Below are 19,471 nucleotides of genomic sequence, written 5' to 3'. Positions count from 1 at the left end.
ACCCCGGTGACCGGGCGCGAACGCCCCCTCCCCACGCGCCCGGTCACCGACCACACCACTGCGGCGAACACCGCCGATGCAGGGGCGTTACCCTTCAAGTCATGGCTGACGATGCCAATCGGACGGTGCCCGATGGTTCCTGGGCTTCTTCTGCTGGGCGCCGCCGGAACATGCAGGCGATCCGGAACCGCGACACGGCACCGGAACGGCTGATCCGACGACTTGTGCACGCTCAGGGATTGCGCTACCGGGTTTGCGCACGCCCGTTGCCGGATCTTCGGCGTACCGCTGACATGGTCTTCAGACCTTCAAGAGTGGCCGTATTCATCGATGGTTGTTACTGGCATGGATGCCCCGAGCACTACAAGCCGCCGAAGATGAATCCCGGATACTGGTCAGACAAGGTAATGCGCAACATCACACGCGACCGAGAAACCGACCAACAACTCACCGAAGCCGGATGGCTCGTTCTCCGATTCTGGGAGCACGAACCTCCAGAACACTGCGTTCAGGAGATCGTGAAACGAGTTACCTCACGCAAGAACAGGCTCGGATCCAACTGACCTGAAAAAGTCGAGCTGAATCGAATCCAGCTCGCCAGGAGAAACCTCATTCTCCATTTCAAGGTCAACCAGAAGCTCATCCCGCAACTCCGGCCGAAGCACCGCAGCAATGGCCCTGCCGACAGCTTCAGCAACAGGCGGAGGAAAAGCGTTTCCTACCTGCCGATACCGAGCGGTCTTGCCTCCCGAGAATTTCCAGTCACGCGGGAACCCCTGGATGATCGCCGCCTGCTCGACAGTCAGCATCGGCCCCGCTTCGCGGAACAGGTCCCGATCAGGGACGCACTGACGCGGATCGTTCGCAACCCCCATCGCGTCGACCCCGAGCTCCGCCCAAGCGCGCTTTGCCCGCGTCGGCCCCAGGTCAGCACCTCCGTGCTTCTTGGATCCTCCCACTAACGTTGGCGCGACTGCGTTGTCCTTGTCGTGACGCTGCGCGTTCTTAGCTTTTGCCTTCCATCTAGCGAAAGCCTTCTTTCCTTCTTCGCCATGCTCATAGAAACGCTGCTTCATCGTCTTGTGCAACGCCTCGAAAACGCTGACCACGCCGCAGTTTGAAGCAACCGGCCAGATAAATTCAGTACCGGACTTAAGAACATCCCTGCGAATAGCCACGAGAATAGCGCGCGGACGCAATTGTGGAACCCCGAAGTCACGTGCTTCTAAAATTCTCCACGAGCGACTGAGATCCAGGCCTTCCTCTGCGACATCATACTCACCCTTCAGCCGATCGAGAATTTGCTTCCGATATGAGGAGAACTTGTGGCGAGGCTCAAGAAGACCGCGTACATTCTCGATCAAGACGGCTTTCGGGCGCAGCTTCTCAACCAACTCCAACATTGCAGGGAAAAGATCTCTCTCGTCATCTTCGCCAAGCTGCCTGCCCGCCAAAGAAAACGGAGGACAGGGGACACCTCCAGCCAAGAGGTCAAGCTCACCCCGCTCAATTCCAAATTTGTCGCGAAATTCGTCGAGCCTAAGCTCGACAAAGCTATTAAGATCGTCTTCGATCACTTTGTCAGAGCTGATATTCAGGCGAGGTGCATTCGTACGGAGAGTCGCAGCGGCGTGTGGGTCGATCTCGACGAGCGCCCTGTGTGCGTAGCCAGCCTTGTGCAGGCCGACCGCCTGACCTCCCGCACCTGCACAGATTTCGACTGAGGTCAAGCTGCCACTGCCGACGCTGGGGCCCATCGGCACTCCTTCTGTCTCACGCAAACGACGCTCAAGTGTCGCAGATGGCGCAACCTCGCCATCCGCGTGCTGAGACCACATTACGGAGTGGGCCGGACCCACGAAGAGCCCGGCCGCCAGGTTCTTGCCAGTCGCTAGCTCTCCATGTGTCGCAGCAAAGCGCGAACGTCACTGGCGTCGAGCCCGCCGGCGACCGAAGGCTCCTCCTGAAGATCGGAGAGCTGCTGCACCGATGGATCATCAAGGATCTTGCCCATGAACTCTAGCTTCTGCGTAAGGCGTTCCTCCACTGTGATGTCGATCGAGTTCCGAACGACGAGGACTGTGACCCTGGTCTCGGTTTCGGGGTCGAGCCCGAGGCGGTGGATGCGGTCGAGGCTTTGCAGGAAGCGGCCGGCCATGAAGTCCCGGTCGACGTACACCGCATCATGGCAGACCTGGTGCAGGGAGATTCCCTCCCCGAGAGTGGCCGGGTTTGATACCAGGACCATGCAGTTCGGATCGTTGCGGAAGCGCCGTAGCTGATCTTCCCGGTCAGGCGTGCCGCCGTGCACCACCGCAGGCTGATACTTCTCCAGCAGCTTCTGCAGTGTCGTGAGGCTCCGCACAAATGTCGCCCACACCAACGTCTTGCGGCCATTTGCCGCGTTCTCGGCGACGATGGCAGCAGTCTCCTGGTACTTGGGCGACAGCTCGTAACTCGGGAGCTTCTGCAGAAGCTCAAACAGGGAATCGTTCTGCGGGATCTCCAGCGGCGGAAGCTGATAAGCGAGAGGTTCGTGCTTGCTCGCGGCCTCGATCAGCAGCGCGGGGCTCGTAGCAGCCATCAGCAGCCGCAGAGCCGTCCGACCGAGCGAGCTCAGGTCATCTCGCGGCGTAACTCCCGACAAGCCGCCCACCAGCGAGTCATATATCTCTTGGTGCAGTGGCGGCATGTCAACGTACCGCACCTTGGAATCCACCATGGGGAGTCCCAGTTCCTGCTTCGTCGTTCGTGTGAACAACGGGCGCAAGACGCTGCTGGCGTACGCGAGGTCACCGCCGCCTACCGCTGTGGCCACTGTCCGATGTCCATACCCCGGCCAGACGAAACCTAGGAGGCTCTCCAAGTCCTTGGCTCCGTTCGGCGCCGGCGTACCGGTGAGAATCAGCCGTCGCCTGGCAAGCGGACCAAGTGCCATGCAGGCCGCACCGTATGTCCCGCGGCTGCCAAGCTTCATGCGGTGCGCCTCATCAAGAATGATCATCGAAGGCGCTTCCTGAAGCCACCCCGCAAGCGCAGCCAGTGAACGATCCAGCCGCTCATAATTGACGATCAGGACCTCAGCCCATCCGTCAGGGCTGCGCTCGAAAACATCCGTTCGAAGCGGCTTCCGGAAGCACGCACCTGTCTCGAACTGCCATGATTCATATGCAGATTTAGGGCATACGACCAGCAGTCGGCGAACCTTGTCCGCTGTGCGTTGGGCAGCGTAGACAGCCAGTGCGACGCGTGTCTTGCCTGCACCGGGCACGCTGAAGTTCGCACCATGATGGAGAGAAAGCAGCTTGGCGACATCCCGCAGCTGAAACGCTCTGAGATCCCCTACCCAGTCTTCTCCTAGCGATGCAAGCACTTCGGCTGAGCCGAGCTCTTCAACTGCTTTGGTAGGGTCCAACCTGGACTTAACCGCGGCAGCGTCCTGCAGGTTTCCCCGCACGAGCTCTGCGAGCTCAGGCTCCCACTCCACGCCGGTGTGATCCGGCCATCCGCTGATCAGCTTCAGACGACCGAGCAGGTCATCCAGGTCGACACTGATGGCCAGTGGGCCGAGCTGGGCCCAAGTCGGGAACCGGGATGCCAGCTGGACAAAATCGTCGCGGAACTTCTCGCCGGTCCTCAGCACTACCCTCGCGCGGGCGTCATCGAACCCGAGATATAGGGAGGATCCAGCGCCGGTGTCAGTCATGAGGCGTCCTCATCGGACACCGCTTCGATCAGCCAGGTGACACCTCGGCCGGGACATGCAATGCCACGGCCGGCCTGGCGTGCAAGCTTGCGGAGGCTCTCCCTCAGGTTCACCACTGCTTCGTCGAAGGCGTTTTCGTCGAGAGCGTTCGCAGCACGTGCCTGCACGAGATCAGCTACGCATTGGTCTATGTCTGCACAAGCGTCTGCGAGCCGTGCCGGAGCCAACTGCTTCCGCTTACGAATGCGAGAGTCGCGACCCGCCTGGTCAAGTGCCCGGTCAAAAGCGTCTCTGATCTGGAGGAACCGATCGCCGGCTTGCTTCTTCTCTTCAACCGACACCCCGGTGGCTGCCTTCATCTCCGCTTTGACACGCAGCACTTCGTCAGTGATCTTGCGTGCCACAGCAAGCGCATCTGTTTCGCTTGGCAGGGAGACTCCCAACCCCGGGACGGCCAGGCCATCAGCGTCGGTGCTCGCCGAATCGAATCCTTCCGGCAGCCACTTCTTCAGGTACTCCTCGTGGAAAGCTCCGTTCTCGATAAGCCGCACGTCCGTCTTTGCGAAATCGAGCGTGATGGCCGCTAGCCTGAGCTCCTTGAGCGCATCGGCCTGGTCTGGGCCCTTCGCCCGAGTTGTATCCCAGGCTCGGTGCAGTTCCTTGAACTTTTCCTGATCGTCTTCAAAGTCGATCAGCCGCAAGCCTGGACCGCCATCCTTCTTGCTGCGTTCGATCTGCTCACGGATTTCACCAAGAATCCACCGGCCCTGCTCTACCGTCGACGCCCGGACATGGAACTCCTTAGCAATGACATCTTTGGTCTTCCCCAAAGCGGCTTGCTCTTCCATCGCCAGCAATTTGTTGATGTAGGAGTAATCACGCCGCTTATCGGGCCGAAGCTGCAGCGACAGCTCGACCGCGTTGATATCCGCCCACGTGAACGACTGAGGGAGAACGCCCACACGCATGGACTGACGGCCAAGCTCACGTAAGGCCGCAGCACGGGTATTTCCGTTCACAAGGACGCCGTGGTGCGTCACGAGGCCCGGATCTGTTTGCCCGAACTCCTTGAGGCTTTCCTTGAGCTGCTCAAAGTCCTGGTCGCGACGGTTCGGATCCGCCGGCTCCGCCTGAAGCAGGAAGGCCAGGTAGTCCTGGCTTTCTGCGCTGTACGGGGCCTCAGTCAGGGCCCAGTCCTGGGCGGGATCATGGCTTCGCTGCGCGCGAATCCGGTGTGTCGCCGGGTTGAAGTAGAGGTAGCTGAGCTGCATGTCGATCACATCGACGTGCAGCGGCTGCTGGTTCCACTCAACGGTCACCGTCTCGCGGGCGGCGCTGGAAGCGGTAGCTTCCGCAAGCCGCTTCTTGATCAGGTCACTGATCTCGGCCGCGATCGGCGGCAGCGGGTAATCCCGCACCATGTTGGCTCCGTTCCTTTAAATTGCTTTCGGAGACTTGCCGGCTTCTGGCCGCCAAGCCCGTTTCTGGCCGAATTGAGTAGATACGGGGAGACCAACGATCACCAAAGCCTGCCGTCGGCAGACCTGCCAGCTTCCTCGTCGCCGGCTCCATTACCGCCGACGGCCTTCCTGACCTCCGCGCGAGCTTCCCCAGGCAAGGCCCGGTAAGTGGCCCACAATTTCTCCAGAGTGCTGAAGGTCCGGCGGTCACGCTTCAGCCAGGCAGCAAAAACCTCGTGCTCCAGCGGCGAAAGCGATGTGACTTCGGCAATCACTTCACCAAGGTCGACGACCTTCCCACGTCCCCCGACCCGGCACCGGTTGCATGCTGTGACAAGCTGGACCTCTTCGGTTCCATCGACGAGCCTGATTTGCTTGCGCGCAATGTCCAGCTGAGCGCTGGAAACGCCGTCCTCATACAAGTCGCCGGCCGTCGCACCGCACGATCTGCACAGGAAGCCGTCGTCCGACATGACCTTCGTACGCTGCGCAGCCGTCAGACCCGTCTTCTCTTTCGGCTTAGCCTTCGCACGCAGTTCGGGGAGCCAGACTTCGGCTCCTTTCTTCGTGTACCGCTGCTCTTCCTGCCGAAGAGACGAATCCTCCCGCTTGGTATCGATTCGCCATCCGTAGTCACGCAGATCACGAATCCGTCGATCGATCTGGGACACGTCAGGAAACGCTTCGCGCAACCGGGATTTGGTGAAGATATTGCGTTCGCCAACCTCGGACTCCAACCAGAGCGCCGCTCTGACCATGCTCCCGAGCTTCGGATCCTGCCACGACGGCAGCGTCATTTGAGCCCTCCTCGTCATACACAACACGGTGACAACAGTCAGGGGTAGTCGATGTCTTACCGTAGCGCTCCTGCGACTCCGGTGTGACACCCCCAGTGATCTTTCTCAACCAGGAGACACCCATCGCCCAGGAATGTCCAGCGGTTCCCGAGTTTGCGCAATCCTGCGCCGACGCCTACGAAGCGGCGTCCCGCTTGACAACCCGATCGTGGCCATGCTCCCCTGATTGTGTCGATCAAGTAGCGCTCAGTACACCTGCCCGACGCGTCCCGCTCCAGCGCGGGACGCTTACTTTGCGCTGCGTTTTCCGAGAGGAGACGTCTTATCAACAGCAAGCCCGCGCGCGCTGAACTCGCCGACGCCATCCGGCACCTCTGCGCGCTGCTTGAGGTGCCCGCGCTGACCCTGGATGGCTTCCGTCAGCGCTTGGCCGCCGACCACCCGCTCTCCATCAGTCAGCTGTCCCGATACCGCAACGCAAAAATCGTCCCCAACAAGGGATTCCTGCGAACCCTGCACGACGCTGCCGCTCACGACTCCGGCGACGTGGGCATTGACCTCGGCGAATTGATCCGGCTGCAGGTTGCCGCCAACGTCGAAGCAACCCAGGAAACCAGGCAGGCCGTCGCTCCCAACGAGGCCGCAAAACTCTCTGCCGGTCTCAATTTTGCACGGGACCGGCAGGGGAGCATGGATGCGCCCCTGCTAGCACAGAGTGCGCCGACTAGGAACAAGAAGCACATCGCAGCGGACGCAGCAATCAAGATGCTCCGCCGCGACCGCCACGAAGACACCCTTACCCTCATTAGGGAGTTTCCGGAGCTACTGGGGCCATCGGGATGCGCCGCGTGCATCGTGGAGTTCCGCCAGCAAGACGAGCATGCGCTTGCGGAGGCCTTGATCCAAGCATTCGGCCGCGACCGCCCGCACAGTGACGTCCTTCGCTTCGCGCTCGCGCTGAACCACTGCGGACTGATTCCGGACTCCAACAAGGCAATGTGTGCGGCTCTGGGAGGAATGTCGACGAGCCGGACTATCGACTAGCCAGCAAAACCCGCACCACGCCTGGGATCCGCCGCGCGGCAACACCGAGCAGGCAATTCGACAGCGCTTACCAGGTCTCAGCAAAGCAGATCAAGACTGGGTCAAAGTGACCACCGCCACAGTCGCGCTCGATCTGCCTGATCGCCGCGCAGGGAGACGCCTTGTTTGTTCGACTAAAAGACGCTTTCATAATCGATCTTGTCCAGGAGGCCGCCGGTCGAGACCCCATGTGAAATCCACGTCCTCTACGTGCTTGCCGCAGAGCTGAGCAAGCACGTCGCGCTATGTACGCCCCCGCCCACGGCTCATGCTGCGGATCTCGATGCATCCACTCTTGAGCAGAGATGGGTCGATGCGTGCTTGCTTTCTCGTGAGCGCTCGTACAAACCTGCCCACCCGGTGCAACGGGGGTGGCCAGGGTAAACCCAAGCACGACAAACACACGACATGGAGATCTGCATGCCCGAGGCCACTCCACCCACGCGCGGGAACGCCGACGAAGATCCCGCCTGGCCCGTCGCCGTGGTGAGGCTGATCGACCGTTGCCTGGGCAGTCCTAAACGGTTCCGCCGGCTGCTCGTCCTCCTGGTCTTCATCGTGGCGACGCTCATGTGCCTAATGGTGCTCGCGACCACCTTCCACATGGTTCCCAGGTTGCCGACCATCCGCATGTAGGACGCAGGCTTGTTGGAGGTGGAGGCCTGGCTTGCGATCTGGGTCGAGACCAGGCCTTTCACGACGTTCTGCCCGAAGCCGAAGGCGCTGCCCACGAAGGCGGTACAGCGCCCTCTGAGGCATGAAGCCAACTTGTGCCGGTACGCCACTAGGTGGCAGTCCCGCGGATCCGCTGACGTTGCAGGCCGACGTCGGCACGTGGGTCCTAGAGCGTCGCCGCACTTCAGGCTGTGTCTCGGTCAGACCTTCTCTACCGAGCCTGCCTTCCCTGGCAGGGCTGACGCCAGCAGGGCCACTGCCGAGATTCCCGTGGCCACCAACCGGTGCTGTTGTGAAGCCCGCCGGGTCAGTCGCTTCGTCCGGGGTTCCCTGGGCCACCAAGCCCTACAGGACTCCGACGCCCACGGACGCTTGAGTTTGATCATTGCTGCGTCTAGGCCTGGGAGGTTCCTGGGGACTCTGCTGGGGCGTAGATCATCCCATACGTCCGGCTGCTGCACTCGCTGTCCGAGGACTTCCGCGCGCAAGGCACCGCCGCGCAACACGAGTTCAAAGACAGCCGTCGAGAGACACAGGTCACATTTGCCCATGTCACAGGGCGTCGGGCTACCCCGTCTCAAGGGGTGTAGCCATTGACGACCGCAGAGGAGCACGCCATGGACGCGCGACTGGACTACTTCGCCGACCCGACCGCTGGCAAAGTCCTCAAGTACTTCATGTCGACGGGCAAGGCGCTCAAGGACTCGCCGCTGCCGACCGCGACACAGGAACTGGTCGCGCTTCGCGTGAGTCAGATCAACGGCTGCGCCGTCTGCATCGACATGCACACCAAGGAGGCCGCCGCTGCCGGCGAGACCTCGGTGCGACTGAACCTGGTCGCGGCGTGGCGGGAGGCCACGGTCTTCACCGAGGCCGAGCGCGCCGCGCTGGAACTGGCTGAGGAGGGTACCCGGGTCACGGATGCGGCCAGCGGAGTCAGCGACGAGGTGTGGGCGCGCGCCGCCAAGCACTACGACGAAGGGCAGCTCTCCGCCCTGGTGATCCTGGTCTCCTTCATGAACTCGGTGAACCGGCTGAACATCATCACCCAGCAGCCGGCCGGCAACTACGAGCCCGGGCAGTTCCACTGAACGACATGAGCAACTGGCTCGGGGCCCGGGCTGCGGGCCCCGAGCATCGGACCCGGGTGTTGCGCCGGCCTGGCAGCGGTCCGAAAGATCACGTGAGCACGGCCGGACGGGAGCGCTTCGAAGGGAGTGGAGTCGGCGTGAGCAAGATCGAGGAGTTCGAGGACCTGCGGCCGCTGCTGTTCTCGATCGCCTATCGGATTCTCGGCAGCGTCGGTGAAGCCGAGGATGCGGTTCAGGAGACGTGGCTGCGCTTTGACGGCTCGTCGACCCGGCCCACCTCGACCAAGGCTTTTCTGTCGGCCGCGGTCACGCGAATCTCCATCGATGTGCTGCGCTCCGCGCGGGTGCGGCGCGAGGAGTACGTGGGCCCGTGGTTTCCCGAGCCGCTGCTCAGCGATCCGTACCAGGATCCGGGCCGGTCGGCGGAGCTGGCCGACTCGGTGTCGATGGCGGCGCTGCTGCTACTCGAGCGGCTCAGTCCGCTGGAGCGGGCGGTCTTCGTGCTGCGGGAGGTGTTCGCCTTCGGGTTCGATGAGGTCGCCGCGGCGGTGGGGCGGTCGGAGGCGGCGTGCCGGCAGCTGTTGGTGCGGGCACGGCGGCACATGGAGGCCGGGCGGCCGCGGTTCGAAGCGGACCGGCAGCTGCGGCAGGAGCTGGCGACGCGGTTCTTCGACGCGCTGAAGGACGGCGATGTGCGCGGGCTGCAGGATCTGCTGGCAGCCGATGTGCAGCTGGCCGGGGACGGCGGCGGCAAGAGCCCGCAGCTGGCCAAGGCCGTCGTGGGCGCGAAGAACGTGGCCCGGGTGCTGGGCACGATCTTCCCCTTGATGATCCGGATCGATGTGTCGTTCGAGCTGCACGAGGTCAACGGCCAGCCCGGCGCGATCTTCCGCGACCGGGACGGCAAGGTGCTCCACACCATGGTCCTCGATGTGCTCGACGGGCAGATCCAGAACATCCGCACCGTGATCAACCCCGACAAGCTCGGCCACCTCGGGCCGGTCGCCGACGCCTGGGCCATCGACCGCGAGGTGAAGCAGGCCCGTCGGGAGCAGAACTGACCTCCGCGCACCGATCGACCAGCTGCACACCGGACCTGGAGCAGGTGGCCTGCACCTGCGACGGTCAGGTCGTGGAATGCTCCGACGTCACCGCTGGGGCCCGACCAGGCGAAGGACTCCAGCTGTTCGTCCAGCAGCGCATCAACGAGCCGGTCGGCCAGGGTGGACATCGTGCAGGCACCGATGCCAAGGACCACTTCGAGCGCGTTCCGGGTCGTGTATCCGTGCGACAGGAATGCTTGCAGCGCACCGGTTTCCACTGCTCCGGCCTGCTCCGCCACCTGGAGCGCGAACACCCGGACCGCCTCCAGGCGGGCGTCGCCGAGCGGTTGCCTGGCGCACAGTGCCGCGATGATCACGAGGCCCGCGCCCATCTCGGTCAGCATCGCGGTGTGCGTCGCGACGCAGAGGTGGCACTCGTTGCGGGTGGAGATCGTGAGGATAACGACTTCGCGGGCCATCGCATCCAGCGTGGACGCCTCGAACATCGCGCTTAGCTTGAGGAATCCGCCCGAGCATGTGCGACGACTCGGCCAGTCGCCCGATGGCGGCAGACAGGCGGCCCACTCGCTTGGTCGTGGCTTCCATGGCTCGCCGCGACTCCGCGGGCGCGGTCTCCACCGTGTGGTCGATGAACACTTCAGGTTCTCCCGTTCCAGGTTTCGTCCTCCGGCGCCTGGACCCGAAACGTGGTTGACGGAAAAGGTAAACCGGGTTGTCGACCATGGCAATGCCTGAGGCAAGGATACGAGCTGCCGCTGCTGCTGCTCGCGGGATTCCGCTCGGCTGATCGACCAGCTGCACGCCGAGCTGACTGCGCAGGGCCACCCCGAGGTGCGCCCGGCGCACGGATTCGCCATACAAGCGATCGGACGCGACGGCACTACGGCCAGCGAGCTGGACCGTCGGCTCGGCATCTCCAAGCAGGCCGCGGGCAAGACCGTGGACCGCCTGACGAGGCTCGGGTACGTCGAGCGGGTCGACTACGCCGCCGACGCCCGGCCAAAGCTGATACGGCACATCGACCGGGGCGTCGACGTGCTCATCTGCTCGGCCGCGATCTTCGAGGAGCTATGCCGGGATGGTCATCACCGGCGTCGCGGACCGGGTTCCGCCAGCGGATCGCACCCCCGGTCTACGTCGACGCTTTCGTGCCCCAGGACGGAGATTCGGTGTTTCTTCCTGACCAGGGGCGTCTGGCGCGACTGGTACCTGAACGGGTCAAAGGCCGACGGCTTCTCGGTGGCACCGCTGCCGGTGCTGAGCCTGCGGGCGACGCCGCATCCGCCCGCCACGCTGGCGCAGGGGATCCGGCTCACCGATGCGCTCGACCAGGTTCCGCGCCGCGAGTATGCGTACCTCGCCAATTTCGAGAACACCCCGTTCACCTCGACCTACGAGCGCCTGCGGGGAGGACCCGGCGTGGCACGTCAGGCCGCTGCCGATCGGGCACAACATCGTGGCCGACGCCCCGGGTGACTTCCGCAAGATCCTCCTCGACGCCGCCTGACCACCCGGTCCGGTGACGAGGTGAGGGGCACCCTTGAGCGGCTATGCCGTCGGCTATGCCGATCAAGGGTGGTGCCCTTCACCTCGAGAAAATCAGGCTGGTGGGGGGATTTTGAAGGTTGCCTTGCGGGCGGCCTTGGCGATCTTCTTGTCCGGGTGCCGGTCGCCGATCAGCGTCAGGACATCACGGACGGCCGGGTGGTCCAGGCGCCACATCTCCTCGAAAATCGTCGGCTCCTGCCCGGCGGGCACCATTTCCGCGAGCAGCTCGGGCAGCTCATCGAGGTCAACCGAGTCGAGCGCGGCGGCGAGCATGTCGGTGAGCAACCGCGCCGCGTCGGTCACCGTTGATTCGAGCTCCTCGGACGGATCCATTTGGTGGAGCGTCACTTTCGCGTAAGGCTGCAGCATCGGTTCGTCCAGCGCCTGCCGCCACCGCTGCGTCGCGATTTCGGCGAGCGGCGCGGCGATGGCAACCGCGATCATCCGGTCTTCCGCTTCGCCCTCGGCCGCGGCGGTCAGCAGGTCGTCGGTGGCGGCGGCGGCTCCGCGGACCGCGAACCAGGCCTCGGTCTCGGCGTCCAGCTCTTCGTCGGTCGCGCCCTTGGCGAAGTCCACCAGGTCGAAGGCGCCCATCTCCTCGACCGGCGGCAGCAGCGGAACCTCGACGCCGCCGTCGGTCAACGCGCCCCCGAAGGTGTACTGGCCGAGCGGGGTGAGGCGCGCGACGGCCTGGTCGATCTGCGCGGCACCCAGGTCGACCAGGGTCGCGAGCAGCCGCTCCGCCGGATCGCCGCACCGCTGGACCCAGGAGTCCCACGCGCCGTCCGAAGTGGATTCATCCACGGCGATCTCGCGGATCATGTCCCGCACCTCCGCCACGGACGCGCCTTCGCTGCGGGCCAGGAACAAGGACACCATCGCGTAGAAGGCGACGTCGTCGAGATCGAGCTCGGAGCACTCGTCCTGGAAGATCTCCTCCAGCAGCAGCCCCAGCGCGTCCGCCCAGACGTCCAGCACCCCTTCGTCGTCGCCGTCCGGCCAGTCTTCGAAGGTCGGACCGAGCTCGACCGCTTCCGTTCCGGGGTCGATGAATTCCAGCTCGGCCGCCCATTCCCACAGCTTCGCCAGCTCCGGGATGTCCGCCATCCCTCCCACCGCGTCGGGAACCGGGAAGCCGAGTTCCTCCGCGATGTCGACGGTGTCGACGACCCTCAACTCACCGGCCTCGATCGGGCAGGCGACCGTACGCGCCGCCAGTCGCCGCGCGCGGTCGAGCAACGGGCTTTGCCGCGCCGCGGCGGCGAGTTCTTCGTCCGACGGCAACCGCAGCGGCGGCAGCCGGTCGGGCAGCCCGAGCTCTTCCCGGAGGTCGTAGGGCTGCGTTTCACCGAGGGATTCGGCGGCCTCGCCGACCCAGCGGGCCACCGCGGTCTCGTCGGTCGGGTCGACGCCCTCGGCCATGAGGGCCTCTTCGAGGACACGGGCACCTCCCCAGTTCGCCGGGTCCATCGCGGTCTCGGCGAACCGCGGCTCGATCTCGTCGACCTTCCGTCGCAGACCGTCGACCTGCTCCGCCGACATACGGCCCGTGTCCCCAGCGAAGCTCAGCAGGTCGCGGAGGGTCGCGATCACCTCGGCTAGATCCTCGCCCGGCTCGACGGCGACCTTCAGGGGGAACAGCTCAAGCAGCAGTTCGTCGAGATCCGCCGGTCGCAGCTCCGTGAGATCGGCCAGCCCCGCGTGCTCGTACAGCAGCCGGAGCAATACCTCGGCGTCGTGGCTGTTCCCGTGCACCGGTTGTTCCTGCTTCTCAGCCCACTCCGCCAGTTCGGGCAGCAAGCTCTTGACCGGGTCGCGCTCCATACCCGAAGCGTACGGCCCCGGCCCGGGTGAGGGCACAAGGCCCGGCGGCCCAGGTTCCGCACTTGATCAGCCGTGAGTGATTGGAGGCGCCGTCGAGCCTGTTTCCGGACTCATTATTGCGACCACGTTCACGACCACGTTCACGACCAGGAGGCCTCCGTGTCCCACGCTAACGCTGCGGTGACTCCGCACTCCGCGTGCACGTCTGCGGTTTGGCGTGTCTGATCGTCGAGCGGTGCTGGACCGTCGCCTCGGCGGCCAGGATGTTCGTGGTCTCGCCCAAGCCGCGGGGCCCAGCGCTACCGGACCGAGGCCGCGGCGGGCATGGCTGATCGCAGCTCACGGCCGCATCACAGCCCGACGCGCACGCCCGTGCACGTGGTGCGCCGGATTGTGGAATTGCGGATCTACGGCGACCCGGGCCCCGGCTACTAGCCACCGCCGGCGGGCCCGCCGCCGCGAGGCCGAGCACGGGCTTGCGCGGGCCTCACCGGCCTGGTGGCCACCGCGCGTGGCCGCAGGCGGGCGCCCGCCAGGCCGACGGCGACCACGACTGGTCGGACTTCGAACCGCGCCAGGCCGATCCGGAGGAGCGAAAGTGCCCGCGCTGCGCCTGGCCGTGATCATCGGACCGAAACGCGAAGGCAGCTTCGGCCCGACCACCGGCAACTGGTTCATGGTGGTCCAGTACTGCCCATCGCCGGGCCGCTGCTGATCGCGAGTGGGCAACGCCTGGCTGAGCCTGCTGCACCCCGGGATCGGCGCGGGCCAACTGCTCGGCCCGCTGCCGGCGGTCGGCATCGGGGTCGGGTTGGCCACCGGACTCATCGACGCGCAGGCGATGAACCAGGTCGCCCAATCCCGCACCGGAATGGCGGCGGGCCTGCTGAACACGGTCCGCGGCTGCTCCCAAACGCTGGTGCTCGCGCTGTTCGGTTCGATGCTGATCGGCGTTTCGACCGGCCGGATCGGCGACCGGGCCGGCCAGGTGGCGACCGGGAACCTGGCGGGGCCGCAGCACGACTTCCTGGCCGGCAACTCACCGAAGCTGGCAGATCCTGCTTTGGGCGATCGCGGCCGTGATCGCCCTCGCCGGCCCTGACCGTCGGGGCCTTGCTCGCGCCGACGAGCGAGGCCGCGCATCCGAGCGCCGCAGCGGCGCCAGCGGCCCGACAGGCGTCCTGAACTGCGCAAGTCAGGACCAGTGGCAGGATTGCGGCGAACCGTCGTTCAAGGGAGCAGCCAAGATGACCCCTCCGGAGCCCCAGCGGATTACGACCTTCCTGATGTTCGAAGGCGAGGCCGAGGAGGCGATGACCTTCTACACGTCACTGTTCGACGACGGCGAGATCCTCGCCATCAGCCGCTACGGCGCCGAAGGCCCCGGCGACGAAGGCACCGTGCAGCTGGCCACGTTCACGATCCTCGGCCAGCAGTTCATGTGCATCGACAGCGCGGTCTCGCACGCCTTCAAGTTCACCCCGTCGATGTCGCTGTTCGTCAACTGCCGCGAGGAAGCCGAACTCGACGCTCTCCACGGCGCCCTCGCCGAAGGGGGCCAGGAGCTGATGCCGCTGGACAACTACGGGTTCAGCACCAAGTTCGGCTGGCTGAACGACCGCTTCGGGGTCTCCTGGCAGCTCAACCTGCCCTGATGCGGACCCCCTATGTCAGGGCGGCGACTCCGTCGAGGATCCGGTCCAGGCCGAAGGTGAAGTCCAGGTCTTCCGCCGGGTCCTCCCCCGGGCCCGGGGAGGCCTCGAAGAGGCCGGCGGCCAGCATTTCGGCGACTTCCGGGAACGTGTCCGGGTCGATCAGCTTCGCCAGGCTCGCGCCGTATCGGCGGGTCGCCTCGGGTTCGTCGATGTCGCCGCGACCGGTTTCAAGCTCCTCCGACAGCACCGTCGAATGCCGGACGTAGCCGCTGAGCAGCATGATCACACCGATCTTCTGCGACCAGTCGAGCTTGGTGGGGCGCAGGACACGCAGGGCCACTTCCAGCCAGGCGACCTGGTTCGGTCCGGTCGGCGGCTCCGAGACGGGCAACTGGGCCATCCACGGGTGCCGGTGGGTGATCCGGCGTTCGGCCTTGGCCCACTCCCGCAGGCCGTCGCACCAGTCGTACGGCGTGATCTCCGGGGGCGCGCCGATCGCGAAGTCCTGCATGAGGACGAACAACTCGTCCTTCGAGCCGACGTAGCGGTAGAGGGACATGGTGGTGAAGCCGAGTTCCTTGGCGATCTTCGGCAACGTGACCCCGAGCAGCCCGTGCTGATCCGCCAGATCAACGGCGGCATGCACCACCTGGTCCACGTCGAGCTCCGCCGGTCGCCCCAGCCGCGACGTGACCGGAACGCGCCAGAGCCGACGCAGCCGTGCGGGCACCGCATCGTCGCCCATGCTTCCCCCCTGATGCTCCCACGTGCCGACGCAATCATGGCACCAAGGCAGTCGTGGCTGCTCCGACGGCCGCTGCCCCCGACGACGTGGGCACGATCACGACCAGGTCCGCGCAGTGGAAAACTATTTTGGGAGAAGCCGTTCTAGCTGGATTGGATGCTTATGACGACTGTCGTCAGCGAGCGCGTCAGCCGAACCGAGGAGGCTTTGGCCGCGCTCCGGCCGGACGTGCGCGAGCTCACCGCGAGCGTTGATGCCGCCGTGCTGCGCCCGTCGGACGAGTCCGTGCTCGGGCACGCCGACCGCGCTCGGATCGCGTTGCGCGTCGCGTTGGTGAACGAGCACGGGGAATACGCCGATGAGTTGGCCGACCACCTCGATTCGCTGGCCGGTGACGGCGCTGCCGACGCGGTCCGGGACGTCGAGCGCTGGTCCGAGCTTCCGGATTCGTTGCAGGCGTTGCTCGCGCACTGCGAGCAAGTTGCGCTCGATCCGGCCGATGCCGGGTTCGACGAGATCGCCGAGTTGCGGGCGCAGGGGTTCAGCTCCGCCCAAGTGGTCGCCGCCTCGCAGGTCGTCGCGTACGTGAGCTACCGGGTCCGGTTGCTGCTCGGTTTGTCGCTGGTCGAGCAGGCCGGGGACGGGCCGGTTCCGGCCCGGCCGGTGAACGCCATCGAGGCCGGGGCCACCGCCGACGGCTGTGAGCTGCCGACCCCGGCCGAGGCGTTCCCGGTGCTGCGCTGGATTCCGTGGGTCGATCCGGCGGCCGAGTCGCCAGAGTCCGACACCGAGTCGACCCCGTTCCACCTGACCCTGCGGCACGATCCGCAGGTACTGGCCGAGCGGACCGCGCTCCACAACGCGATCACCACCGGGACCAGCGCGTTGGACCGCGCAGACCGCGAGCTAGCCGCGCTCGCGACGTCACTGATCAACGGTTGCGAGTACTGCGCCGCGGTGCACGGCCGCCGTCAGGTTCAGTTCTCCGGTGACCAGATCACTGCGGTCGCGTTGGCGACGGCCGGTCCGGCCGCCGTGGCGGATCCGCGGCAACGCGCCGTCGTCGACGCCGCGAGCGCCCTGGCCCGAACCCCGGCGGCGCTGGCAGCCGCCGACATCCGGCGGCTGCACTCCGCCGGGCTCGACGTCGACGCCGTCCGCGACCTCGTCGCGGTCTCGGCGATGTTCGCCTGGAACAATCGGCTGCTGATGACCCTCGGCCACGCGGCCGCCTGAAACCCCGCAATTTCAATGGAAATCGAAGGCCCAATTTTCATTGAAATTGCGGAAAACTGGGGTGCGGGGACGTTTAGCTCGAAGCGATCGGCGGCGTTCGGGTTCGAAGCGGTGGCAGCGGGGCCTGGTGGCGCCGGACTTCTACCCTGGTCAGCTGCCCCGTGCAGCCCTGGGCCAGGCGAGATGTTCCGATGTCCCGGGTCACGGCGTTCGGGTTTCCGTGGATGCAGGTCGCGACCTCGGGGGCGCTCGGGTCGAACCAGGCGCCGGTCGCGAGCTGGACCACACCCTGGCGGACGTCGTCGCTGATCACGACCGCCGCGAGGGCACTGCCCGTGGCGCTGCTGATCCGGACGATGTCCCCTGTCGACAGTCCTCGGCCCTGCGCATCGGCGGGATGGATGCGCAGCGGTTCTCGGTCGTGGAGCTTGGATTCCGCGCTGGTCGCGCCGTGGTCGAGCTGGCTGTGCAAGCGGGTCCCCGGGTTGTTCGCGACCAGGAACAGCGGGAACTCGCCGGTGCCCGGCGGGACCTCCAACTCCTCCGGGACCAACCAGGTCGGGTGCCCGGGGCAGTCTGCGTAGCCGAAGGAGTCGATCCGTTGCGAGAACAGCTCGATCCGCCCGCTCGGCGTCGGCAGCGGGTGCGTGTCCGGGGCCGCGCGGAACCGGTCGTAGAGCACCTGGTCGTCCGGCCCGCCGGGCAACTCGATGCGGCCAGCCTCCCAGAACTGCTGGAAGTCCAGGCCGGGGTCGAACCTCTGCCGCCACTGCTCGTACAGGTGCTCCAGCCAGGCCCACTCGTCGCGGCCCTCGGTGAACTCCTCGCCCAGCCCCAGTTCTTCTGCCAGTGCGGCGAAGATCTCGAAGTCCGACCGGGACTCCCCGAGCGGGGAAACCACCTGGTGCATGGCGATCAGCGCACGGTCCTCCCGTGCGCAGCCCAGGTCGTTGCGCTCCAGCGTGGTCGTGGCCGGGAAAACGATATCGGCGTGCCGGGCCGTCGCCGTCCAGAACGGGTCGTGCACGATGACCGTCTCCGGTCGGCGGAACGCCTCGGTCAGCCGCGCCAGGTCCTGGTGGTGGTGGAACGGGTTCCCACCCGCCCAATACACCAGCCGGATGTCCGGGTACCGGCGCCGCTCTCCGTCGTACTCGTACTCCTGGCCAGGAGTCAGCAGCATGTCCGCGACTCGCGCGACCGGGATGTACTCGCGCACCGGGTTCTCGCCCTGCGGCAACGTCGGCAGCTGGTACGGAAGCGGGTGCGCCCCGATGCCGGCCATCGAGCCGTAGCCGTGGCCGAATCCGCCTCCGGGCAGACCGACCTGCCCGAGCACGCAGGCCAGCGCGATGCCCGCCCAAAGCGCCTGCTCGCCATAGCGGGCCCGCTGCATCGACCAGCTCAACGTCACCATCGTGCGCCGCGTCGCCATGGACTCGGCGAGCTCGACGATGGTGGCCGGGTCGATGCCGCAGATCTCCGCCGCCCACTGTGGACTCTTTGTGACTCCGTCCACCTTGCCCGACAGGTACTTCCAGAACTCGTCGAACCCTGCGCAGTGCGTGCGCAGGAATCCCTCAGCGTGCCAACCGCATTCGACCAGCACATGGCTCAGCGCCAGCATCAGCGCGGTGTCGGTGCCCGGCACCGGCGCCAGCCACCTGGCGCCGAGCTCCGGGGCGAGGTCGTCGCGCAGCGGGCTGATCAACGTGAACCGGGCACCGCGCTCCCGCGCCCGGAGCAGGTGCCCAGCCACCGCGTGCTTGCTGATGCCACCCGAGTTGACCTGCGAGTTCTTCGCCGGGATGCCGCCGAAGCAGACGAATTGCTCGGTGTGCTCGGCCAGCACCGGCCACGCCGTCGGGCGGCTGATCGGGTCGTCGCTGCCGACGATGTGCCGCAGCAGCGGCGTGGAGGCGCCGAAGCTGTAGGAGTTCACCGAACGGGTGTAGCCGCCGATTACGTTCAGGAAGCGGTGGACCTGGCTCTGCGCATGGTGGAACCGGCCCGCGCTGCCCCAACCGTAGGAACCGCCGTAGATCGCCTCGTTCCCGCAGGTGCGGCGGACCCGGTCCAGCTCGCCTGCCGCCAGTTCGACCGCCTCCGCCCAGCTGACCGGCACGTACTCGTCCCGGCCGCGCTCGCCCCGCCCCTCCAGCCAGCCCTTGCGCACGTGCGGCGCGAGCACTCGCACCCGCTCGTCGAGCGCGGCGGGCACGTTGCGCAGCAGCGGTGCCGGGTCCGGATCGCCCGGGTCGGCGACCACGTCGAGGCCATCCGGCGTTGTTGCCGCGGTGAATGAGCCCCAATGCGAAAGTTGCTGTCGGTACATGGCCACCCCAACCCGTTCCAAGCCTGGCACCTCCGCTTTCCACCACCCGAACGCGATGCATCGTCAGCAGCATCGTCGCAAACCAACGCTGCGCACCGAAGCCCTGCGCCGGGCGGAGCAAGGGTGTCAGCACCGGCCGGACGCAGTACCCGGCCCGACAGGGACCGATCCTCTCGCGGCCTGTCCGGAGAGGGGACAGTCGGCGACTGTGCGGGCGTGTCGCTGTCCGCGTGCCGGGGTAGCCGGAGCTTG

The 19,471-nt window shown here is 65.8% G+C and carries 16 protein-coding genes and 2 pseudogenes; 11 read left to right on the top strand and 7 right to left on the bottom strand.

Features of this window, described 5'->3' with window-relative positions; all coding sequences use genetic code 11:
• Positions 1-101: 101 nt before the first annotated feature.
• Positions 102-563 carry a very short patch repair endonuclease gene (locus ACWDKQ_RS20630; protein WP_450140363.1) on the top strand — a complete coding sequence of 154 codons (462 nt, stop codon included), beginning with the start codon at positions 102-104 and terminating at the stop codon, positions 561-563.
• Here ACWDKQ_RS20630 and ACWDKQ_RS20625 read toward each other — a convergent pair.
• The 4 genes from ACWDKQ_RS20625 to ACWDKQ_RS20610 form a co-directional block, all read right to left on the bottom strand.
• Positions 534-1,757 (bottom strand): DNA cytosine methyltransferase, encoded by a 1,224-nt coding sequence (locus ACWDKQ_RS20625; protein WP_450140362.1) that lies wholly within the window; start codon positions 1,755-1,757, stop codon positions 534-536. The genes ACWDKQ_RS20630 and ACWDKQ_RS20625 overlap by 30 nt on opposite strands.
• Positions 1,758-1,891: 134 nt before the next feature.
• Positions 1,892-3,706, bottom strand: a complete 1,815-nt coding sequence (locus ACWDKQ_RS20620) for a DEAD/DEAH box helicase (protein WP_450140361.1) — start codon at positions 3,704-3,706, stop codon at positions 1,892-1,894.
• Positions 3,703-5,127: a transcriptional regulator gene (locus tag ACWDKQ_RS20615; protein WP_450140360.1), complete on the bottom strand. Its 1,425-nt coding sequence runs from the start codon at positions 5,125-5,127 to the stop codon at positions 3,703-3,705. Before ACWDKQ_RS20615 ends, ACWDKQ_RS20620 begins: the two co-directional genes overlap by 4 nt.
• A gap of 98 nt (positions 5,128-5,225) precedes the next feature.
• Positions 5,226-5,963 (bottom strand): hypothetical protein, encoded by a 738-nt coding sequence (locus ACWDKQ_RS20610; RefSeq protein WP_450140359.1) that lies wholly within the window; start codon positions 5,961-5,963, stop codon positions 5,226-5,228.
• 390 nt (positions 5,964-6,353) lie between these two features.
• Between ACWDKQ_RS20610 and ACWDKQ_RS20605 the strand changes: the two genes are divergently transcribed.
• From ACWDKQ_RS20605 to ACWDKQ_RS20580, 6 genes and pseudogenes are all read left to right on the top strand, one after another.
• Positions 6,354-7,007: a hypothetical protein gene (locus ACWDKQ_RS20605; protein ID WP_450140358.1), complete on the top strand. Its 654-nt coding sequence runs from the start codon at positions 6,354-6,356 to the stop codon at positions 7,005-7,007.
• A 459-nt stretch (positions 7,008-7,466) separates the two neighbouring features.
• The gene (locus tag ACWDKQ_RS20600) at positions 7,467-7,682 is read left to right on the top strand and encodes a hypothetical protein (RefSeq protein WP_450140357.1); all 216 of its coding nucleotides are present in this window, start codon (positions 7,467-7,469) and stop codon (positions 7,680-7,682) included.
• A 656-nt stretch (positions 7,683-8,338) separates the two neighbouring features.
• A complete protein-coding gene (locus ACWDKQ_RS20595) occupies positions 8,339-8,812 on the top strand; it encodes a carboxymuconolactone decarboxylase family protein (protein ID WP_450140356.1) in 474 nt (157 codons plus the stop codon).
• Between the two features lie 137 nt (positions 8,813-8,949).
• Positions 8,950-9,873, top strand: a complete 924-nt coding sequence (locus ACWDKQ_RS20590) for an RNA polymerase sigma-70 factor (RefSeq protein ID WP_450140355.1) — start codon at positions 8,950-8,952, stop codon at positions 9,871-9,873.
• A gap of 44 nt (positions 9,874-9,917) precedes the next feature.
• Positions 9,918-10,370: a hypothetical protein gene (locus ACWDKQ_RS20585; protein ID WP_450140354.1), complete on the top strand. Its 453-nt coding sequence runs from the start codon at positions 9,918-9,920 to the stop codon at positions 10,368-10,370.
• A gap of 237 nt (positions 10,371-10,607) precedes the next feature.
• Positions 10,608-10,956: pseudogene (locus ACWDKQ_RS20580) on the top strand (MarR family transcriptional regulator); the annotation flags it as partial.
• A gap of 519 nt (positions 10,957-11,475) precedes the next feature.
• Here ACWDKQ_RS20580 and ACWDKQ_RS20575 read toward each other — a convergent pair.
• Positions 11,476-13,248, bottom strand: coding sequence for a hypothetical protein (locus ACWDKQ_RS20575; RefSeq protein WP_450140353.1), 1,773 nt, complete (start codon positions 13,246-13,248; stop codon positions 11,476-11,478).
• Positions 13,249-13,407: 159 nt separating this feature from the next.
• Here ACWDKQ_RS20575 and ACWDKQ_RS20570 point away from each other — a divergent pair.
• The 3 genes and pseudogenes from ACWDKQ_RS20570 to ACWDKQ_RS20560 form a co-directional block, all read left to right on the top strand.
• Positions 13,408-13,674: pseudogene (locus ACWDKQ_RS20570) on the top strand (leucine zipper domain-containing protein); the annotation flags it as partial.
• Between the two features lie 295 nt (positions 13,675-13,969).
• Entirely contained in the window at positions 13,970-14,350 is a 381-nt protein-coding gene (locus ACWDKQ_RS20565; protein ID WP_450140352.1) for a hypothetical protein, read from the top strand.
• A 145-nt stretch (positions 14,351-14,495) separates the two neighbouring features.
• Entirely contained in the window at positions 14,496-14,903 is a 408-nt protein-coding gene (locus tag ACWDKQ_RS20560; RefSeq protein WP_450140351.1) for a VOC family protein, read from the top strand.
• Positions 14,904-14,913: 10 nt separating this feature from the next.
• Here ACWDKQ_RS20560 and ACWDKQ_RS20555 read toward each other — a convergent pair whose 3' ends face one another.
• Positions 14,914-15,648, bottom strand: a complete 735-nt coding sequence (locus ACWDKQ_RS20555) for a TetR/AcrR family transcriptional regulator (RefSeq protein ID WP_450140350.1) — start codon at positions 15,646-15,648, stop codon at positions 14,914-14,916.
• A gap of 162 nt (positions 15,649-15,810) precedes the next feature.
• Between ACWDKQ_RS20555 and ACWDKQ_RS20550 the strand changes: the two genes are divergently transcribed.
• On the top strand, positions 15,811-16,884 hold the full coding sequence (locus tag ACWDKQ_RS20550) for a peroxidase-related enzyme (protein WP_450140349.1): 1,074 nt from the start codon (positions 15,811-15,813) through the stop codon (positions 16,882-16,884).
• Between the two features lie 73 nt (positions 16,885-16,957).
• On the opposite strand, the gene ACWDKQ_RS20545 is transcribed toward ACWDKQ_RS20550, so the two are convergent.
• Positions 16,958-19,240 carry a molybdopterin-dependent oxidoreductase gene (locus tag ACWDKQ_RS20545; RefSeq protein ID WP_450140348.1) on the bottom strand — a complete coding sequence of 761 codons (2,283 nt, stop codon included), beginning with the start codon at positions 19,238-19,240 and terminating at the stop codon, positions 16,958-16,960.
• Between the last annotated feature and the right edge of the window lie 231 nt (positions 19,241-19,471).

The organism is Saccharopolyspora sp. NPDC000995 (genome assembly GCF_053599315.1).
The sequence above is the reverse complement of the archived record's forward strand: the minus strand, read 5'-3'. Positions and strand labels throughout refer to the sequence as shown.

Excerpts from the sequence above, each read along its gene's own strand:
- ACWDKQ_RS20630 (WP_450140363.1), top strand. The coding sequence starts at position 102 with ATGGCTGACGATGCCAATCGGACGGTGCCCGATGGTTCCTGGGCTTCT.
- ACWDKQ_RS20625 (WP_450140362.1), bottom strand. The coding sequence starts at position 1,757 with ATGGGCCCCAGCGTCGGCAGTGGCAGCTTGACCTCAGTCGAAATCTGT.
- ACWDKQ_RS20620 (WP_450140361.1), bottom strand. The coding sequence starts at position 3,706 with ATGACTGACACCGGCGCTGGATCCTCCCTATATCTCGGGTTCGATGAC.
- ACWDKQ_RS20615 (WP_450140360.1), bottom strand. The coding sequence starts at position 5,127 with ATGGTGCGGGATTACCCGCTGCCGCCGATCGCGGCCGAGATCAGTGAC.
- ACWDKQ_RS20610 (WP_450140359.1), bottom strand. The coding sequence starts at position 5,963 with ATGACGCTGCCGTCGTGGCAGGATCCGAAGCTCGGGAGCATGGTCAGA.
- ACWDKQ_RS20600 (WP_450140357.1), top strand. The coding sequence starts at position 7,467 with ATGCCCGAGGCCACTCCACCCACGCGCGGGAACGCCGACGAAGATCCC.
- ACWDKQ_RS20595 (WP_450140356.1), top strand. The coding sequence starts at position 8,339 with ATGGACGCGCGACTGGACTACTTCGCCGACCCGACCGCTGGCAAAGTC.
- ACWDKQ_RS20575 (WP_450140353.1), bottom strand. The coding sequence starts at position 13,248 with ATGGAGCGCGACCCGGTCAAGAGCTTGCTGCCCGAACTGGCGGAGTGG.
- ACWDKQ_RS20560 (WP_450140351.1), top strand. The coding sequence starts at position 14,496 with ATGACCCCTCCGGAGCCCCAGCGGATTACGACCTTCCTGATGTTCGAA.
- ACWDKQ_RS20555 (WP_450140350.1), bottom strand. The coding sequence starts at position 15,648 with ATGGGCGACGATGCGGTGCCCGCACGGCTGCGTCGGCTCTGGCGCGTT.
- ACWDKQ_RS20550 (WP_450140349.1), top strand. The coding sequence starts at position 15,811 with ATGACGACTGTCGTCAGCGAGCGCGTCAGCCGAACCGAGGAGGCTTTG.